Source organism: Streptomyces sp. NPDC021019, from assembly GCF_044333295.1.
Lineage (GTDB): Bacteria > Actinomycetota > Actinomycetes > Streptomycetales > Streptomycetaceae > Streptomyces.
Window position 1 is genome coordinate 1,316,328 of the sequence record NZ_JBIRQR010000002.1, and the last position, 15,300, is coordinate 1,331,627.

Genomic DNA, 15,300 nt, shown 5'->3' on the forward strand with positions numbered 1-15,300 from the left:
TTATCCGGTGGCGGGGGTGGCTCCGTTCGGGTGCGGTGGCGGCCGCCGGGCCCCGACACCCCCGCGTGCGCGGGGGGTGTGCGGGACATGGCGCGGGCCCCGTCCTCCGGTGGGGGGACGGGGCCCGCGGTTTCCGGCGCGGGGTCAGCCGGTCACATCATGTCTTCGATGTCGGCGGCGATGGGGTCCGCGTCGGTGCCGATGACGACCTGGATCGCGGTGCCCATCTTGACGACGCCGTGGGCGCCGGCGGCCTTGAGGGCGGCTTCGTCGACCTTGCTGGGGTCGTGGACCTCGGTGCGGAGGCGGGTGATGCAGCCTTCGATCTCGTCGATGTTGTCGATACCGCCGAGCCCGGCGACGATCTTCTCAGCCTTGGTGGCCATGTCCTTCTCCCTGGTTTCGCGCGCAGACGGCCGCCCGCTGCGGGTCCGTTTCGTCACGGTAACGCACGGTTGGCCCAACTTCGCGGGCGGGTAACCGGACGATCCCGAAAGATGACGATCACCGGCGCCCTGCCTTCGGGACGGGACCCGGGATCGTGACGCAACTGGTCTACACCAGTTTGCAACGACCGCCAAACGTGAAGTGTTCCGGGAGGACGCCCATGAGTTCGAGCGCCGCTGCGGTACCGCAGCGAAAATGGTGGAACGGACCGGTCCAGGGCCTGCAGAAGGTCGGGCGGAGCCTTCAGCTTCCGGTGGCCGTGCTCCCCGCCGCCGGCCTGCTCGTCAGTCTCGGCAACCTCTTCGGCTCGTACCTGGACGGCGCCTTCTGGGACAAGACCTCCAAGGTCCTGCTCAACGGCGGCGGCGCGATCCTCGACGGCGAGCTCGGCCTGCCCCTGTTGTTCTGCATCGGGGTCGCCATCGGCTTCGCGAAGAAGGCGGACGGCTCCACCGCGCTGGCGGCCGTCGTCGGCTTCCTGGTCTACCGGGGGGTGCTGACCGCCTTCCCCATGGACGGCACCGTGACGGAAGCCCTGCCCGACGGCGAGCCGCAGAACCCCGGCGTGCTCGGCGGCATCCTGATCGGGTTGCTGACGGCGGTCGTGTGGCAGCGCTACCACCGCACCAAGCTGGTCGACTGGCTCGGGTTCTTCAACGGGCGCCGCCTGGTCCCGATCCTGATGGCGTTCCTCTGCGTGATCCTCGGCGTGCTGTTCGGCCTGCTGTGGCAGCCGGTGGGCGACGCGTTGACCTGGTTCTCCAAGCAGCTCATCGACCTCGGCTCCTGGGGCGCGGCGATCTTCGGCTTCGCAAACAGGTTGCTGATCCCGATCGGCATGCACCAGTTCCTGAACACGTTCTTCTGGTTCCAGGCGGGCGAGTTCACCGGGGCGGACGGCCAGACCGTGCAGGGCGACATCTCCCGGTTCTTCGCCCAGGACCCGTCGGCCGGTCAGTTCACCTCGGGGTTCTTCCCGATCATGATGTTCGGCCTGCCGGCCGCGGCCCTCGCCATCACCCACTGCGCGCGGCCCGAGCGCCGCAAGGAGGTGGCGGGCCTGATGGTCTCGGTGGCGCTGACCTCGTTCGTCACGGGTGTGACGGAGCCGCTGGAGTTCTCGTTCATGTTCGTCGCGCCGCTGCTGTACGGCGTGCACGCGGTGCTCACGGGGGCGTCGATGGGCATCACCTGGCTGCTGGGGGTGCACGCGGGGTTCAGCTTCTCGGCCGGGTTGATCGACTACGTCGTCAACTGGCATCTGGATACGAAACCCTGGCTGATCATCCCGATCGGCGCGTGCTTCGCGGTGGTCTACTACGTGGTCTTCCGTTTCGCGATCATCAAGTTCGACCTCAAGACACCGGGGCGCGAACCGGAGGAGATCGAGAAGGAGATCGAGAAGGACCTCACGAAGTAGCGCGGCGCGGTAAGGGCCCCGGGTCTTCGGACCCGGTGCACACGGCACGCACGAGGCCCCCGGACCACCCGGTCCGGGGGCCTTCGGCGTGTCACCGACAGTGCCGGATCTGCTACTGCGAATAAGCAGGGAATTGCAGGTTCCTTATCTAACCCTCACCGTGCTAAAACTGGTCTACACCACTGAGTGGTCCAGACCACGGCTGTCTGCCGGCGTCTGTCGAGTCGCCGCCTCCCCGCATCAACGACCTGGGCGGCACCGTGTCCCATGGAGGAAGTTGATGACCACGGCTGAGACCGCACCCGCGGCCGAGAAGAAGAAGGGCGCCGGCGTGATGTCCGTCATGCAGCGCATCGGCCGCAGCCTCATGCTGCCGGTCGCCGTGCTGCCGGCCGCCGCACTCCTGGTCCGCCTCGGCAATGACGACATGCTGGGCCGCGAGTCGTTCCCGACCTTCATAACGAAGCTCGCCGGCTACATGTCCGCGGGCGGCAACGCGCTCCTCGACAACATGGCGCTGCTCTTCGCCGTCGGCATCGCGATCGGCTTCGCGAAGAAGTCGGACGGCTCCACCGCCCTGGCCGCCGTCACCGGCTACCTCGTCTTCCAGAAGGTGCTCGCGACCTTCACCGACGGCAGCCTGCCGCAGAAGGCGACCGTCGTCGACGACAAGATCGTGATGGTCGACGCCCCCGTCAACGCCGGCGTCCTCGGCGGTGTCGTGATGGGCATCGTCGTGGCGTTGCTCTACCAGAAGTTCTACCGGACGAAGCTGCCCGACTGGGCGGGCTTCTTCAGCGGTCGCCGTCTGGTCCCGATCCTCTCCGCCTTCGCGGGTCTGGTCATCGGCATCGTCTTCGGTCTGATCTGGCCGGTCCTCGGCGCCGGTCTGCACAACTTCGGCGAGTGGCTGGTCGGCTCCGGCGCGGTCGGCGCGGGCATCTTCGGTGTCGCCAACCGTGCGCTGATCCCCGTCGGCATGCACCACCTGCTGAACTCCTTCCCGTGGTTCCAGGCGGGCGAGTACAACGGCAAGAACGGTGACATCGCCCGCTTCCTGGAGGGCGACCCGACCGCCGGACAGTTCATGACCGGCTTCTTCCCGATCATGATGTTCGCTCTCCCGGCGGCCTGCCTCGCGATCGTCCACTGCGCCCGCCCGGAGCGCCGCAAGGTCGTCGGCGGCATGATGTTCTCGCTCGCGCTGACCTCGTTCGTCACCGGTGTGACCGAGCCGATCGAGTTCACGTTCATGTTCGTCGCCCCGGTGCTGTACGCGATCCACGCGGTGCTGACCGGTGTGTCGATGGCCCTGACCTGGGCGCTCGGCATGAAGGACGGCTTCGGCTTCTCGGCCGGGCTGGTCGACTTCCTGCTGAACCTAGGCATCGCGTCGAAGCCGTGGCTGCTGGTCCTGGTCGGCCTCTGCTTCGCGGCGGTCTACTACGTGGTCTTCCGCTTCGCGATCACCAAGTTCAACCTGCCGACCCCGGGCCGGGAGTCGGACGAGGAGCTCGCCGAGCTGCAGAAGGCCGAGGCGAAGTAGCCTCCGCCACGCCCGTACGCCCAAGCCCCCGCTTCCCGAAGCCGTATTTCGGGAGCGGGGGCTTCGGCGTACGTCCTTGTCGTAGGTATGGTCGCGTCCTTGTCGTAGGTACGGTCGCGTCCCTGTCGTAGGTACAGTCCGGTCACGCCTGGCGTACGGGCACGTCCAGCCGGAAGAGCTGGCGGGAGCCGCCCTCCGGTCCCGGCTCGACGGGCTCGCCGGGGCGGAAGCCGAGCCGCTCGTAGAAGACGCGGGCCCCGCTCTCCACCGCCCCGGGGTGGTCCGGCCCGAAGGTGACCACCTCGACGGTGCCGGGCCCCGTGACGTACCGGCGCATCGCCTCCGCCATCAGCAGCCGGCCCACGCCGGCGCCCCGAAGGTGTTCGGCGGTGACGAGCCAGTGCACGTGGTACGTGGGCGGATCGGCGCCGAACAGCAGGCCGCCGACGGGGCCGGACGCGTCGGCGGACTCGGCGACCAGGGCCGCACCGTCACGGATGTGGGCTTCCACCGCGCGGTGGAAGCCCGGCTCCTCGACCATCGGCCCGAACCAGTGCTCGACCTGGGACGCCAGGGCCAGGAAGCCGTCGAGGTCGGCGTCCCGGGCGGGTCTGATCGTGATCATCCGAGCAGTCTCGCAGAGCGGCCCGGGACCGGTGGCGCGTCCCGCGAAACCGGGCCGCCCGCCGCTCGCGCGGGCTCAGAGCTCGTACACCACGCCCGGGGCCGCCAGTTCCACCGGGCCCGGGTAGGCCGCACGGGCGTCGGCGGCGTTGCGGTCGGCGTCGGTCCACGGCGGGATGTGGGTGAGGACGAGCCGGCGTGCTCCGGCGCGGGTCGCCGCCTCGCCGGCCTCGCGGCCGTTGAGGTGCAGGTCAGGGATGTCCTCCTTGCCGTCGACGAACGACGCCTCGCAGAGGAACAGGTCCGCGTCCCGGGCCAGGTCCTCCAGGGCGTCGCAGGTCCCCGTGTCGCCGGAGTAGGCGAGGACGGAGCCGCCGTGCTCGATCCGGATGCCGAACGTGTCGACGGGGTGGCGGAGCTTCTCCGTACGGACCGAGAAGGGGCCGATCTCGAAGGACTGGGACTTGAGGCTGTGGAAGTCGAAGACCTCGCTCATCGCCCGGTCGGACGGAGTGTCCCCGTGGGCCGCGGTCAGACGCTGCTCGGTGCCCTCGGGCCCGTAGACCGGAAGAGGGACGGGGCGGCTGCCGTCGTGGCGGTAGTAGCGCACGACGAAATACGCGCACATGTCGATGCAGTGGTCCGCGTGCAGATGGCTGAGGAAGATCGCGTCGAGGTCGTAGAGACCGACGTGGCGCTGCAACTCGCCGAGGGCGCCGTTGCCCATGTCGAGGAGCAGCCGGAAGCCGTCGGCCTCTACGAGGTAGCTCGAGCATGCCGAACCCGTGGAGGGGAACGAGCCGGAGCAGCCGACGACGGTGAGCTTCATGGAGCGTGAACCTCCGGTACGCGGGAACGGGGAGGGTTCGTGCGATTCCGCCGGGGTTCCGTACGGTGCCTGCGGAATGGGTTCTGCGGTTTGTCGAGCGTAAGGCGCGAAACTCCGCGTCGCTCCTCCGCTGCCCTCCGTTGTGGGGGAACTCACCTGCCCTGTCACCGGTTCGATGGAAGCGCGTCCACCGGCTGCCCCGCCGCGCCCGTCGCAGGCGCCGGTACGGTCGGGGGATGAACACGTTCTGGTGGGTGGCGCTGGTCGCCGTGGTTCTGCTGGCGCTCGTGGCCGCGGTGGTGGACGGCCGGGGGCGCTCGGACCGCGGTCCCCGCTCGCGCCGGCCCCGGCAGCCGGCCGGGTCGACCCGGCCGCCGTCGCGGCCGTCGCGGCCTTCGGGCCCGGAGGGGCGTGAGGACGGGCGTACGCCTCGGGCCGGTGAGGTGTGGTGGGCCGATGTGCCGTACGAGGACGGGCCCGGGTCGAAGGACCGGCCGTGTCTGGTGATCTCGGTACGGGGGCGTGGCCGGGGGCGCACGGCGCTGGTCGCGAAGATCACCAGCAAGCGTCACGAGGAGCGGCCCGGGGTGATCGCCCTGCCCCCGGGGACGGTCGGGGACCGGCAGGGACGGCAGAGCTTCCTGGAGACGGACGAGCTGCGGGAGGTCCGTGTCGCCGGGTTCCGGCGGCGGGTGGGGACGGTGGATCCGGGGGTGTGGGAGCGGGTGCGCGGGCTGGGGACGGGGTGAGGGGCGGGGCCCTTCGGCAGCGTTGCCCCGGGCCCCGCCCCTCAATCGCCGGACGGGCTGAAACGTGTTCTCGAACGCCGGACGGGCTGGGTTCGCGCGGGACTACGCCCAGAGCTGGCCCTGGAGTGTTTCGATCGCCGCTTCCGTCGTCTCCGCCGTGTAGACGCCCGTCGACAGGTACTTCCAGCCGCCGTCCGCGACGACGAAGACGATGTCGGCGCTCTCCCCCGCCTTGACCGCCTTGTTGCCCACGCCGATCGCCGCGTGGAGGGCCGCGCCGGTGGAGACGCCCGCGAAGATGCCCTCCTGCTGGAGGAGTTCGCGGGTGCGGGTGACCGCGTCGGCGGAGCCCACGGAGAAGCGGGTGGTGAGGACCGAGGCGTCGTAGAGCTCCGGCACGAAGCCCTCGTCGAGGTTGCGCAGGCCGTAGACCAGGTCGTCGTAGCGCGGTTCGGCGGCGACGACCTGGATGCCGGGGCGGTTCTCGCGGAGGTAGCGGCCGACGCCCATGAGGGTGCCGGTGGTGCCGAGGCCCGCGACGAAGTGGGTGATGGACGGGAGGTCGGTGAGGATCTCGGGTCCGGTGGTGGTGTAGTGGGCGCCCGCGTTGTCCGGGTTGCCGTACTGGTAGAGCATCACCCAGTCCGGGTGCTCCGCCGACAGCTCCTTCGCGACGCGCACGGCGGTGTTGGAGCCGCCCGCGGCCGGGGAGGAGATGATCTCGGCGCCCCACATGGCCAGGAGGTCGCGCCGTTCCTGGGAGGTGTTCTCCGGCATGACGCAGACGATGCGGTAGCCCTTGAGCTTGGCCGCCATGGCCAGCGAGATGCCGGTGTTGCCGCTGGTGGGTTCCAGGATGGTGCAGCCGGGTGTCAGCCGGCCGTCCTTCTCCGCCTGCTCGACCATGTGGAGCGCGGGGCGGTCCTTGATCGAGCCGGTGGGGTTGCGGTCCTCCAGCTTGGCCCAGATCCGTACGTCCTCGGACGGGGACAGCCGGGGCAGACGCACCAGAGGTGTGTTGCCCACGGCCGCCAGCGGGGAGTCGTACCGCATCAGCGCATGCCGCCGGCGACGGCCGGGAGGATCGTGACGTTGTCGCCGTCGCTGAGCTTGGTGGAGATGCCGTCGAGGAAGCGGACGTCCTCGTCGTTGAGGTAGACGTTCACGAAGCGGCGGAGCTGTTCGCCGTTGGCGCCGTCGACGATGCGCTCACGGATGCCGGTGTGGCGGCTCTCCAGGTCGGCGAAGAGGTCGGCGAGGGTGTCCCCGTTGCCTTCGACGGCCTTCGCGCCGTCGGTGTAGGTGCGGAGGATGGTCGGGATGCGGACCTCGATGGCCATGGCGTGGGCTCCTGTCGAAAGCGTGGAGGTGGCGTGGTGGCGCGCGTTTCTGCCCCCGCGCGGGGGGTGGTGCGTATCGGTGGGCGCGCGGACCGCGGCTCAGGCCGGGCGGCTCACGGGCAGGCTGCGGGCGGGACAGATCGCGCTGGCGAGCCTGCACAGGTCGACGTGCAGCCGCGCGACGAGCAGCGCGCCCGGCGTCTTGTTGCTCACGTCATGGGGAACCATGCGGGCATCGTATCGATTCCCCGTGCGGAAACCCGAGTGTCATATCAGATGGTGGATGGCGAGCGACCACTATGCGGACAGCGGGGTCCGGGTGAGCCCTTCCGGCAGGTAGACGACCGTGGGAGCGCCGGTCTTCGGGTGGGTGCTGACCTCGGCGGCGACGCCGTACACGTCGCCCAGCAGTTCGGCCGTGAGGACCTCTTGCGGGGTGCCGGAGGCGACGACGAGGCCGTCCTTGAGGACGTAGAGGCGGTCGCAGTAGTACGCGGCGAGGTTGAGGTCGTGCAGGGCGAGGAGGTTGGTGGTGCCGAGGTCGCGGACCAGGGAGAGGATCTCCAGCTGGTAGCGGATGTCCAGGTGGTTGGTCGGCTCGTCCAGGACGACGAGCGACGGCTGCTGGACCAGGGCGCGGGCGACCAGGGCGCGCTGGCGTTCGCCGCCGGAGAGGGTGGCGAACGTACGGGGTTCGAGGGCGGCGATGCCGACCCGGGCGAGGGCCTCGGTGACCAGGGCGGTGTCGGCGGCGGTGTCCGCCTCCCAGAACCGTTTGTGCGGGGCGCGGCCCATCGCGACGACCTGGCCGACGGTGAGCTCGAAGCCGGCGTGGCCGTCCTGCGGAACGGTGGCGATGCGCTGGGCGCGGGCCTTCACGGGGAGGGCGGCGAGGTCGTCGCCGTCGAGGAGGACGCGGCCGTGGGTGGGGCGCAGGGTGCCGTAGACGCAGCGCAGGAGGGTGGTCTTGCCGCTGCCGTTGGGGCCGACGAGGCCGACGGTCTCGCCGTCGGCGGCGGTGAGGTCGACGGCGTCGACGAGGTGGCGGCCCTCGCCGACCCCGTACGAGAGGCTCTCGGTGCGCAGGGTGGTCATGGGCGGGCTCCCGGGGCGTGCGGAGCGGTCGGGCGGGCTCGCTCGACGCGTTGCGTCTTCATACGGGCGCTCCTTCGGGGCGGCGGCGGAGCATCCAGAGGAAGAACGGGCCGCCGGTCAGCGCGGTGAGCACGCCGACCGGGATGTCCTGCGGGGCGGCGAGCGTCCGGGCGGCCAGGTCGGCGAGGACCAGGAACACCGCGCCGCCGATGGCGACGACCGGGAGCAGTACGCGGTGCGCCGCGCCGACGGCCATCCGGGCCATGTGCGGGACCATCAGCCCGACGAAGCCGATCGCCCCGCTGTACGCGACGAGCACCCCGGTCATGAGGGAGGCGAGGACGAAGACGGCGGCCCGGAAGCGGGCGGTGTCGAGGCCGAGGACGGTCGCGCCCTCCTCCCCCACCAGGAGCAGGTCGAGCGGGCGGGCCAGGGCGAGGAGGACGGCGGTGCCGACGACCAGGGTGACCGCGGGGAGCGCGAGCATGTCCCAGCGGGCCGCGCCGAGGCCGCCGAGGGTCCAGTAGAGGACTTCCTGGAGGTGGTCGGCGCGGGCGGAGGTGACCAGGATCAGGCTGGTCAGGGCGGAGAGGACGTAGGAGACGGCTACCCCGGCGAGGACGAGCCGGTTGGTGGTGAGGCCGCCTCCGCCGCGCGCCAGGGTGTAGACGAGGAGCAGCGAGAGCAGCGCGCCCGCGAAGGCGGCCGCCGGGATGGTGACGGTGGTGGCGAGGGTCGCGCCGATGCCGAGGACGATCACCAGGACGGCGCCGGTGGAGGCTCCGGAGGAGACGCCGAGGAGGAACGGGTCGGCGAGCTGGTTGCGTACGAGGGCCTGGAGGACGGTGCCGATGACGGCGAGTCCGGCGCCGACGACGATGCCGAGCAGCACCCGGGGCAGCCGGACGTCCAGGACGATCGTGCGGAAGGGGCTCGCGTCCGCCCGCCCGGTCAGGATGGAGAGGACCTGGCCGGGCGGGATGCGGACGGAGCCGAGGGCGAGTGCGGCGAGCACGGCGGCGGCGAGGAGCGCGGCGAGGACGCCGAGCACCAGGGTGTAGCGGAGCAGCCGCCGCGGTGCGGGGGTGCGGCAGCTCACGGGGTGGTGGCCCCCGGGTGGAGCTGGGCCGCGAGCTTGTCGACGGCGGCGGGGACGCGGACGCCGAGGACGGCGTCGGAGAGCGGCATGACCGCGAAGCGCTTGTTCTTGATGGCGGGGACGTCGGTGAGGGCCGGGTCGCCGAGGAGGCGCTTCTTCTTCTGTTCGACGGTGGTGGCGCCGTAGTCGTAGATCACGATGACTTCGGGCTTGCGGGCGACGACGTTCTCCCAGGAGGCGTCGCCGAAGGACTTGTCGAGGTCGGCGAAGACGTTGGTGCCGCCGGCCCGCTCGATCAGCTCGTTGCCGATGCCCTCGCCGCCCGCGGTGGAGGCGGTCTTGTCGCCGCTGTCGTAGACGAAGACGGGGACGGGCTCGATGCCGGTGAGCTTCTTCGCGGTGGCGGCGTTGTCGGCCTTGGCCTGCTTGATCCAGGCCTCGGCGCGGTCGGTGACGCCGAAGGTGCGGCCGACCTGGCGGATCTCCTCGTAGAGGGTGTCCATGGGCTGGTCGCCCTTGGTGCAGCTCTCGGTGTTGAGCCGGCTCTCGATGCCGGACTTCTTCAGGGCCTCGCGGCCGCGGCCGTCGCCGGCGGTGAAGGCGCTGCCGTAGCCGCCGTAGACGAAGTCGGGGTTGGCGGCGAGGACCTGCTCGTAGGAGGGGTACTCCTTGGCGATGACGGGGACGGACGCGTAGTCCTTCGCGTACTTCGGCAGGACCTGGTCGTCGAGGTAGGCGGTGCCGACGAGGGACTTCTTCAGGCCCAGTTCCAGCATGATCTCGGTGACGTGCTGGTTCATGGTGACGACGCGCTTCGGCGGGGCCTCGAACGTGGTGGTGACACCGCAGTTCTTCACGGTGTACGGGAATCCTTCGCTCTTCGCCGCGGCCCCGTCCCCGGCGGTGGCGTCGCCGTCCGGGGTGGAGCAGGCGGTGAGGGCGAGCGGGAGCAGCACGGCGGCGGCTATGAGCGCGGGGGTGCGCCGGGACATGGCGAGGCCTCTCCGGGGGATTTCCGCGTCCCCTGGTCGATGCGAGAAGGCGGCGGGCCAGTTCCTGACTTCCGGGCCGCCCTCCGGTGCGACGTCGTCCGCTGGGGAGTCGTCCGCGTGGGAGGGGGCCCGGTCACAGTGGCGGGACCGTGCCGGATTCGCACCGGCTTCCTGTGTTCCTGCTGCCTCGTTGGGTCTGGGGGCAGTGTGCCAGACCCGTGCGGGGGCCGCTGCGGGGGCACCCAGCGGGGGCACCCGGAGTGGGTCCCTGGTGGGTCCCTGGGGGGCCCTGGTGGGTCAGTACGCCTCGACGATCCGCACGTCTTCCTCGGTGATCTCGCCGTCCACGATGCGGTACGAGCGGAACTGGAAGGGTCCGGCGTCGTCGGTGTCGGCGGTCGAGACCAGGACGTAGTGGGCTCCGGGTTCGTTGGCGTAGGTGACGTCGGTGCGGGAGGGGTAGGCCTCGGTCGCCGTGTGCGAGTGGTAGACGATCACGGGCTCCTCGTCGCGGTCGTCCATGTCACGGTAGAGCTTGAGGAGGTCGGCCGAGTCGAACTCGTAGAAGGTGGGCGAGCGGGCGGCGTTGAGCATCGGGATGAAGCGCTCGGGGCGGTCCGTCCCGGCCGGGCCCGCCACCACTCCGCACGCCTCGTCGGGGTGGTCGGCTCGGGAGTGGGCGACGATCTGGTCGTAGAGCGTCTGGGTGATGGTCAGCATGGCGCCAGGATAAGCAGGCGGCCCCTTCTGTACCGGTGGGTGGTACGGAAGGGGCCGCATGCTGGACACGTCGGCCGTTGGGGCGGCCGGGGCGGTCCGGGAAGGGGGCGGTGTGGGGCCCGCCCCCGGGGTCATCGGGTGCTGGACGGGGTCTTCTCCGGGGTGCGCGCCTGGATCGCCCGGTAGGAGACGAAGAGGAGGAGCGCCCACAGCGGTGCGCAGTAGAGCGAGATCCTGGTGTCCTCGTCGATCGCCATCATCACGACGACCAGGCCGATGAAGAGGAGCGCGAACCAGCTCGTGTACGGGGCTCCGGGGGCCTTGAACGAGGACTGCGGGAGCAGACCGGCGTCAGCCGCGCGGCGGTAGCGGATCTGGCTGATCAGGATCATGATCCAGGCCCACATGCCGGAGATCGTGGCGAAGGAGACGACGTAGGTGAACGCCTTGCCCGGCCACTGGTAGTTGATCCACACGCCGACGAGCATCAGGGCGGCGGAGAACGTGGTGCCCACCAGCGGCAGGCCGTTCTTCGTCAGCTTGGTGAAGGCGCGGGGGCCCTGGCCGTTGAGGGCGAGATCGCGGAGCATGCGGCCGGTGGAGTACATGCCGGAGTTGCAGGAGGAGAGCGCGGCGGTGAGGACGACGAAGTTGACGATGGCGGCGCCGACGCTGAACCCCATCTCCTCGAAGGCCTTCACGAACGGGGAGACGCCGGGCTTGAAGGTGGACCAGGGCACGACCGAGAGGATCATGATCAGCGCGCCGACGTAGAAGACGGCGATGCGCCACGGCACGGTGTTGATGGCCTTGGGCAGCACGGTCTCGGGGTCCTTGGACTCCCCGGCGGTGACGCCGACGAGTTCCACGGCCAGGAAGGCGAACATGACGATCTGGAGCGTCATGAGCGTGCCGGTGACGCCGTTGGGGAAGAAGCCGCCGTCGTTCCAGAGGTTGGCGACGGTGGCGGTGTCGTCGGCGTCGGAGAATCCGACGGTGAGGACGCCGGCGCAGATCAGGATCATGCCGATGATCGCGGTGACCTTGACCATGGAGAACCAGAACTCCAGCTCACCGAAGAGCTTCACGGAGATCAGGTTGGCGCCGTACAGAATGACGGTGAACACCAGGGCGGACAGCCACTGCGGAATGTTCCACCAGTACGTCATATAGGTGGCGGCGGCGGTGACTTCGGTGATTCCGGTGACGACCCAGAAGAGCCAGTAGGTCCAGCCGGTCACGAATCCGAAGAAGGGGCCGAGGAATTCCCGTGCGTACTCCGAGAAGGAGCCGGAGACCGGGCGGTACATGAGGAGTTCACCCAGCGCCCGCATGATGAAGAAGATGACCAGGCCCGCGATGACGTAAGCCAGGACGAGGCTGGGTCCGGCCCGGTCGATGGCTTTGCCCGCGCCGAGGAAGAGCCCGGTGCCGATGGCTCCGCCGATGGCGATCATCTGGATCTGACGAGCTCCCAGACCGCGCTGGTATCCCTCGCCACTGGTCCCGGATTCCCCGGCGTCGCCGCCGGGCCGGCCCTTGTCGGCCTGTCCCTCGTCGACCTGCGCCGATGTCATGGTGGTGCGCCTTTCTCCACGCCGATCCGCGCCGCACAAGGCTGCGGATCAGGTCCTGATCCCCCCGGATATGGATGGAGTGCCGTCGGCGTTCGGCCGGTTCGTGGCGCCCCCGGGAACAGGGGTGGCGTTCCCGGGCGGTCGTGAAGATTTAACACGGCCGCCGCGGAACACGATGGGACATTCTGTGGCGCACGACACAGGAAAAAGCGGGCAAGGGGTTCCGTCCGGCACGAAAAGGCCGGATCATTTGGTGTGATCTTTATGCGGATCTGAGCGTCCGTTGAGCGAACAGAGGGTGCCCGCCCCGGCGTGGCGGGCGGGCACCCTTTCCCTTCAGGGCATTACGGCCCTACGGCATGAGCGTTTCGACGAGCGTTTCCTGGAGTGCGCCGAGCCAGAGGTAGGCCATCACCATCGGCTTGCGCGGATCGGCGTCGGGCAGCCGGTAGAGCGAGCCCTCGCCGCCCTCGTCCTCGTCGGAGACCTCCAGCCGGGTGCCGATGGTCAGGCGCAGGTCGTTGAGGGAGCGCAGCCAGCTGCGGCACTCGTCGCCGGTGAGGGTGAGGACGGCGCCGCCGTCCCCGGCGGGCGAGAGCGCGTCCAGGGTGCGGACGACGGTGACGGCGTCCTCGCGCTTGCCGGAGCGCAGGTCGTTCTCGGTGAAGCGGCGGAACTCGGACGAGAGCTCGCGGAGCTCCTCCTCCGGCTTTCCGCCCTCGGCGGGCCTGTCGGGGCCGCCGTAGGCGTCGGGGAAGAGCCGGGCGAGCGCCGGGTCGGACGGCGGCTTGCTGGGGCCCTCGGCGAAGAGGGCGGCGAGCGGGTCCTCGCCGTCGGCGGGCGTCTCGCCGGGGCCGATCAGTTCGAGCAGTTGGACGGCGAGGGAGCGCAGGATGGAGATCTCGACCTCGTCGAGCGCGACGGCCGCGCCGCCGCCTGGGGTGGCCTCGAAATGGCCGGCCATGGATTCTCCGATGGTGGGTCGAACGGGGCGGGGGGAAGGCGGGGCGGGGACGGGCGGGGCGAGGGGCGGGCGGGGCCCTGAAGGGGCCAGGGCCTCCGAGGCCTAGTTGCGGTCCTGGGTGAGGGTGGCCCACAGTCCGTATCCGTGCATGGCCTGGACGTCGCGCTCCATCTCCTCGCGGCTCCCGCTGGAGACGACGGCGCGGCCCTTCTGGTGCACGTCCATCATGAGCCGGTGGGCCTTGTCCTTCGGGTAGCCGAAGTAGGCCTGGAAGACGTAGGTCACGTAGCTCATGAGGTTGACCGGGTCATTGTGGACGAGCGTCACCCATGGGACGTCCGGCTCGGGGACCGCGAAGGTCTCCTCGGCCGAATCGGGACGTTCGATCTCTAGCGGGGTAGCAACGCTCACCTGTCCCATGCTGCCACCCGGGCGGGTCCCGCGCATAAACGGACCCCACATCTCGTCACTTTGACGAATAGGGGGTAGCATCCCAGCCATGAACCCAGCGGACCTCGGGCGACGGGTCGGCGTTCCGTCGACCGCGCTCTTCACCGACCAGTACGAGCTGACCATGGTGCAGGCGGCCCTCAAGGCCGGCACCGCCGACCGGCACTCGGTCTTCGAGGCGTTCACCCGCCGGCTGCCCGAGGGGCGGCGCTACGGAGTCGTCGCGGGCACCGGCCGGGTGCTGGACGCGGTCGAGAACTTCCACTTCGACGACGAGATGATCGGCTTCCTGCGGCAGCAGAACATCGTCGACGAGCCTACCCTCGAATGGCTGGCCGGATACCGTTTCAGCGGCGACATCTGGGGCTATCCGGAGGGCGAGGTCTACTTCCCCGGCTCCCCGATCCTGCGGGTGGAGGGTTCCTTCGCCGAGTGCGTGCTGCTGGAGACGGTGATCCTCTCCATCCTCAACCACGACTCCGCCATCGCCGCCGCCGCCTCGCGGATGTCGGCCGCCGCCGGGGACCGCCGGCTGATCGAGATGGGCGCGCGCCGCACCCACGAGCTCTCCGCGGTCGCCTCGGCCCGCGCCGCGTTCGTCGGTGGCTTCGACGCCACGTCCGACCTGGCGGCCGGCTTCCGGTGGGCGATCCCTACCGTCGGCACGAGCGCACACGCCTTCACCCTGCTGCACGACACCGAGCGCGACGCGTTCCGGGCGCAGGTGGATTCACTGGGCCGGGGCACGACGCTGCTGGTCGACACGTACGACGTGACCGAGGCGGTCCGGGCGGCCGTCGAGATTGCGGGGCCCGAGCTGGGCGCCGTACGGATCGACTCCGGGGACCTGCTCCTGGTCGCGCACCGGGTCCGGCAGCAGCTGGACGAGCTGGGGGCGACGGACACCAAGATCGTGGTGACCTCGGACCTGGACGAGTACGCCATCGCCTCGCTGGCCGCCGCGCCGGTGGACGCGTACGGGGTCGGCACCCAGCTGGTCACCGGGAGCGGGCACCCCACCTGCTCCATGGTCTACAAGCTGGTGGCCCGCGCCGGCTCGGCGGAGCCGGACGCCCCGCTGGTGCCGGTGGCGAAGAAGTCGCTCGGCGCGAAGTCGTCGAAGGGCGGCCGCAAGTGGGCCGCCCGCAGGACCGACGCGCACGGCGTCGCCGAGGCCGAGGTGGTCGGCACCGGTCCGGTCCCCGAGGAGCTGGCCGACCGGCAGCTGCTGGTGGAGCTGGTCCGGGCAGGCGAGGTGGTCGCCCGCGAGCCGCTGGACGCGGTCCGGGAGCGGCACGTGGCCGCGCGCGCGGGGCTGCCGATGTCGGCGATCCAGCTCTCCCGGGGCGAGCCGGTGATCCCGACCGAGTACGCCTGAGAACGGCGCGGGGCGGCCCGCGGGAGCCGCCCCGGCCGTCCGGACCGGTCGGATCCGGAACCGGGGGTTT

Annotated in this window: 17 protein-coding genes and 1 riboswitch; of the genes, 4 read left to right on the forward strand and 13 right to left on the reverse strand. The window is 70.4% G+C overall.

Annotated features, from left to right (window positions below; all coding sequences use genetic code 11):
- Positions 1-152 precede the first annotated feature (152 nt).
- Entirely contained in the window at positions 153-443 is a 291-nt protein-coding gene (locus tag ACH4RG_RS16940; RefSeq protein ID WP_078625861.1) for a glucose PTS transporter subunit EIIB, read from the reverse strand.
- A 164-nt stretch (positions 444-607) separates the two neighbouring features.
- Here ACH4RG_RS16940 and ACH4RG_RS16945 point away from each other — a divergent pair, with 164 nt between their 5' ends.
- Both ACH4RG_RS16945 and ACH4RG_RS16950 read left to right on the forward strand, forming a co-directional pair.
- The gene (locus tag ACH4RG_RS16945; protein WP_397927923.1) at positions 608-1,867 is read left to right on the forward strand and encodes a PTS transporter subunit EIIC; all 1,260 of its coding nucleotides are present in this window, start codon (positions 608-610) and stop codon (positions 1,865-1,867) included.
- A gap of 280 nt (positions 1,868-2,147) precedes the next feature.
- Complete coding sequence (locus ACH4RG_RS16950) at positions 2,148-3,413, forward strand: PTS transporter subunit EIIC (RefSeq protein ID WP_397917103.1); 1,266 nt, start codon at positions 2,148-2,150, stop codon at positions 3,411-3,413.
- A gap of 142 nt (positions 3,414-3,555) precedes the next feature.
- On the opposite strand, the gene ACH4RG_RS16955 is transcribed toward ACH4RG_RS16950, so the two are convergent.
- Both ACH4RG_RS16955 and ACH4RG_RS16960 read right to left on the reverse strand, forming a co-directional pair.
- Entirely contained in the window at positions 3,556-4,038 is a 483-nt protein-coding gene (locus tag ACH4RG_RS16955) for a GNAT family N-acetyltransferase (RefSeq protein WP_398539749.1), read from the reverse strand.
- Between the two features lie 75 nt (positions 4,039-4,113).
- Entirely contained in the window at positions 4,114-4,866 is a 753-nt protein-coding gene (locus ACH4RG_RS16960; RefSeq protein ID WP_397917105.1) for an MBL fold metallo-hydrolase, read from the reverse strand.
- Between the two features lie 236 nt (positions 4,867-5,102).
- Between ACH4RG_RS16960 and ACH4RG_RS16965 the strand changes: the two genes are divergently transcribed.
- Positions 5,103-5,615, forward strand: coding sequence for a type II toxin-antitoxin system PemK/MazF family toxin (locus ACH4RG_RS16965; protein ID WP_397917106.1), 513 nt, complete (start codon positions 5,103-5,105; stop codon positions 5,613-5,615).
- Positions 5,616-5,717: 102 nt separating this feature from the next.
- On the opposite strand, the gene ACH4RG_RS16970 is transcribed toward ACH4RG_RS16965, so the two are convergent.
- The 10 genes from ACH4RG_RS16970 to clpS all read right to left on the reverse strand — a co-directional run bounded on the left by ACH4RG_RS16970 (position 5,718) and on the right by clpS (position 13,822).
- Positions 5,718-6,668: a PLP-dependent cysteine synthase family protein gene (locus ACH4RG_RS16970; RefSeq protein WP_397917107.1), complete on the reverse strand. Its 951-nt coding sequence runs from the start codon at positions 6,666-6,668 to the stop codon at positions 5,718-5,720.
- Positions 6,668-6,955: a MoaD/ThiS family protein gene (locus ACH4RG_RS16975; protein ID WP_384337962.1), complete on the reverse strand. Its 288-nt coding sequence runs from the start codon at positions 6,953-6,955 to the stop codon at positions 6,668-6,670. Before ACH4RG_RS16975 ends, ACH4RG_RS16970 begins: the two co-directional genes overlap by 1 nt.
- A gap of 99 nt (positions 6,956-7,054) precedes the next feature.
- Positions 7,055-7,183: a putative leader peptide gene (locus ACH4RG_RS16980; protein ID WP_397917108.1), complete on the reverse strand. Its 129-nt coding sequence runs from the start codon at positions 7,181-7,183 to the stop codon at positions 7,055-7,057.
- A 69-nt stretch (positions 7,184-7,252) separates the two neighbouring features.
- Positions 7,253-8,050: an ABC transporter ATP-binding protein gene (locus ACH4RG_RS16985; RefSeq protein ID WP_397917109.1), complete on the reverse strand. Its 798-nt coding sequence runs from the start codon at positions 8,048-8,050 to the stop codon at positions 7,253-7,255.
- Between the two features lie 58 nt (positions 8,051-8,108).
- Positions 8,109-9,149 (reverse strand): FecCD family ABC transporter permease, encoded by a 1,041-nt coding sequence (locus tag ACH4RG_RS16990; RefSeq protein WP_397917110.1) that lies wholly within the window; start codon positions 9,147-9,149, stop codon positions 8,109-8,111.
- Positions 9,146-10,141, reverse strand: coding sequence for an ABC transporter substrate-binding protein (locus ACH4RG_RS16995; RefSeq protein WP_397917111.1), 996 nt, complete (start codon positions 10,139-10,141; stop codon positions 9,146-9,148). The genes ACH4RG_RS16990 and ACH4RG_RS16995 overlap by 4 nt, the downstream gene beginning before the upstream one ends.
- 58 nt (positions 10,142-10,199) lie before the next feature.
- A riboswitch (cobalamin riboswitch) is annotated at positions 10,200-10,316 on the reverse strand.
- A gap of 122 nt (positions 10,317-10,438) precedes the next feature.
- Positions 10,439-10,861, reverse strand: a complete 423-nt coding sequence (locus ACH4RG_RS17000) for a Mov34/MPN/PAD-1 family protein (protein WP_397917112.1) — start codon at positions 10,859-10,861, stop codon at positions 10,439-10,441.
- 131 nt (positions 10,862-10,992) lie between these two features.
- Complete coding sequence (locus ACH4RG_RS17005) at positions 10,993-12,438, reverse strand: amino acid permease (protein ID WP_398539750.1); 1,446 nt, start codon at positions 12,436-12,438, stop codon at positions 10,993-10,995.
- A 352-nt stretch (positions 12,439-12,790) separates the two neighbouring features.
- The gene (locus ACH4RG_RS17010) at positions 12,791-13,402 is read right to left on the reverse strand and encodes a DUF2017 domain-containing protein (RefSeq protein WP_397927916.1); all 612 of its coding nucleotides are present in this window, start codon (positions 13,400-13,402) and stop codon (positions 12,791-12,793) included.
- A 102-nt stretch (positions 13,403-13,504) separates the two neighbouring features.
- Positions 13,505-13,822 carry an ATP-dependent Clp protease adapter ClpS gene (gene clpS / locus ACH4RG_RS17015; RefSeq protein ID WP_026290599.1) on the reverse strand — a complete coding sequence of 106 codons (318 nt, stop codon included), beginning with the start codon at positions 13,820-13,822 and terminating at the stop codon, positions 13,505-13,507.
- Between the two features lie 79 nt (positions 13,823-13,901).
- Here clpS and ACH4RG_RS17020 point away from each other — a divergent pair, with 79 nt between their 5' ends.
- A complete protein-coding gene (locus ACH4RG_RS17020; protein WP_397917115.1) occupies positions 13,902-15,230 on the forward strand; it encodes a nicotinate phosphoribosyltransferase in 1,329 nt (442 codons plus the stop codon).
- Positions 15,231-15,300: the final 70 nt, after the last annotated feature.

Excerpts from the sequence above, each read along its gene's own strand:
- ACH4RG_RS16945 (WP_397927923.1), top strand. The coding sequence starts at position 608 with ATGAGTTCGAGCGCCGCTGCGGTACCGCAGCGAAAATGGTGGAACGGA.
- ACH4RG_RS16950 (WP_397917103.1), top strand. The coding sequence starts at position 2,148 with ATGACCACGGCTGAGACCGCACCCGCGGCCGAGAAGAAGAAGGGCGCC.
- ACH4RG_RS16955 (WP_398539749.1), bottom strand. The coding sequence starts at position 4,038 with ATGATCACGATCAGACCCGCCCGGGACGCCGACCTCGACGGCTTCCTG.
- ACH4RG_RS16960 (WP_397917105.1), bottom strand. The coding sequence starts at position 4,866 with ATGAAGCTCACCGTCGTCGGCTGCTCCGGCTCGTTCCCCTCCACGGGT.
- ACH4RG_RS16965 (WP_397917106.1), top strand. The coding sequence starts at position 5,103 with ATGAACACGTTCTGGTGGGTGGCGCTGGTCGCCGTGGTTCTGCTGGCG.
- ACH4RG_RS16970 (WP_397917107.1), bottom strand. The coding sequence starts at position 6,668 with ATGCGGTACGACTCCCCGCTGGCGGCCGTGGGCAACACACCTCTGGTG.
- ACH4RG_RS16975 (WP_384337962.1), bottom strand. The coding sequence starts at position 6,955 with ATGGCCATCGAGGTCCGCATCCCGACCATCCTCCGCACCTACACCGAC.
- ACH4RG_RS16980 (WP_397917108.1), bottom strand. The coding sequence starts at position 7,183 with ATGGTTCCCCATGACGTGAGCAACAAGACGCCGGGCGCGCTGCTCGTC.
- ACH4RG_RS16985 (WP_397917109.1), bottom strand. The coding sequence starts at position 8,050 with ATGACCACCCTGCGCACCGAGAGCCTCTCGTACGGGGTCGGCGAGGGC.
- ACH4RG_RS16995 (WP_397917111.1), bottom strand. The coding sequence starts at position 10,141 with ATGTCCCGGCGCACCCCCGCGCTCATAGCCGCCGCCGTGCTGCTCCCG.
- ACH4RG_RS17000 (WP_397917112.1), bottom strand. The coding sequence starts at position 10,861 with ATGCTGACCATCACCCAGACGCTCTACGACCAGATCGTCGCCCACTCC.
- ACH4RG_RS17005 (WP_398539750.1), bottom strand. The coding sequence starts at position 12,438 with ATGACATCGGCGCAGGTCGACGAGGGACAGGCCGACAAGGGCCGGCCC.
- ACH4RG_RS17010 (WP_397927916.1), bottom strand. The coding sequence starts at position 13,402 with ATGGCCGGCCATTTCGAGGCCACCCCAGGCGGCGGCGCGGCCGTCGCG.
- clpS (WP_026290599.1), bottom strand. The coding sequence starts at position 13,822 with ATGGGACAGGTGAGCGTTGCTACCCCGCTAGAGATCGAACGTCCCGAT.
- ACH4RG_RS17020 (WP_397917115.1), top strand. The coding sequence starts at position 13,902 with ATGAACCCAGCGGACCTCGGGCGACGGGTCGGCGTTCCGTCGACCGCG.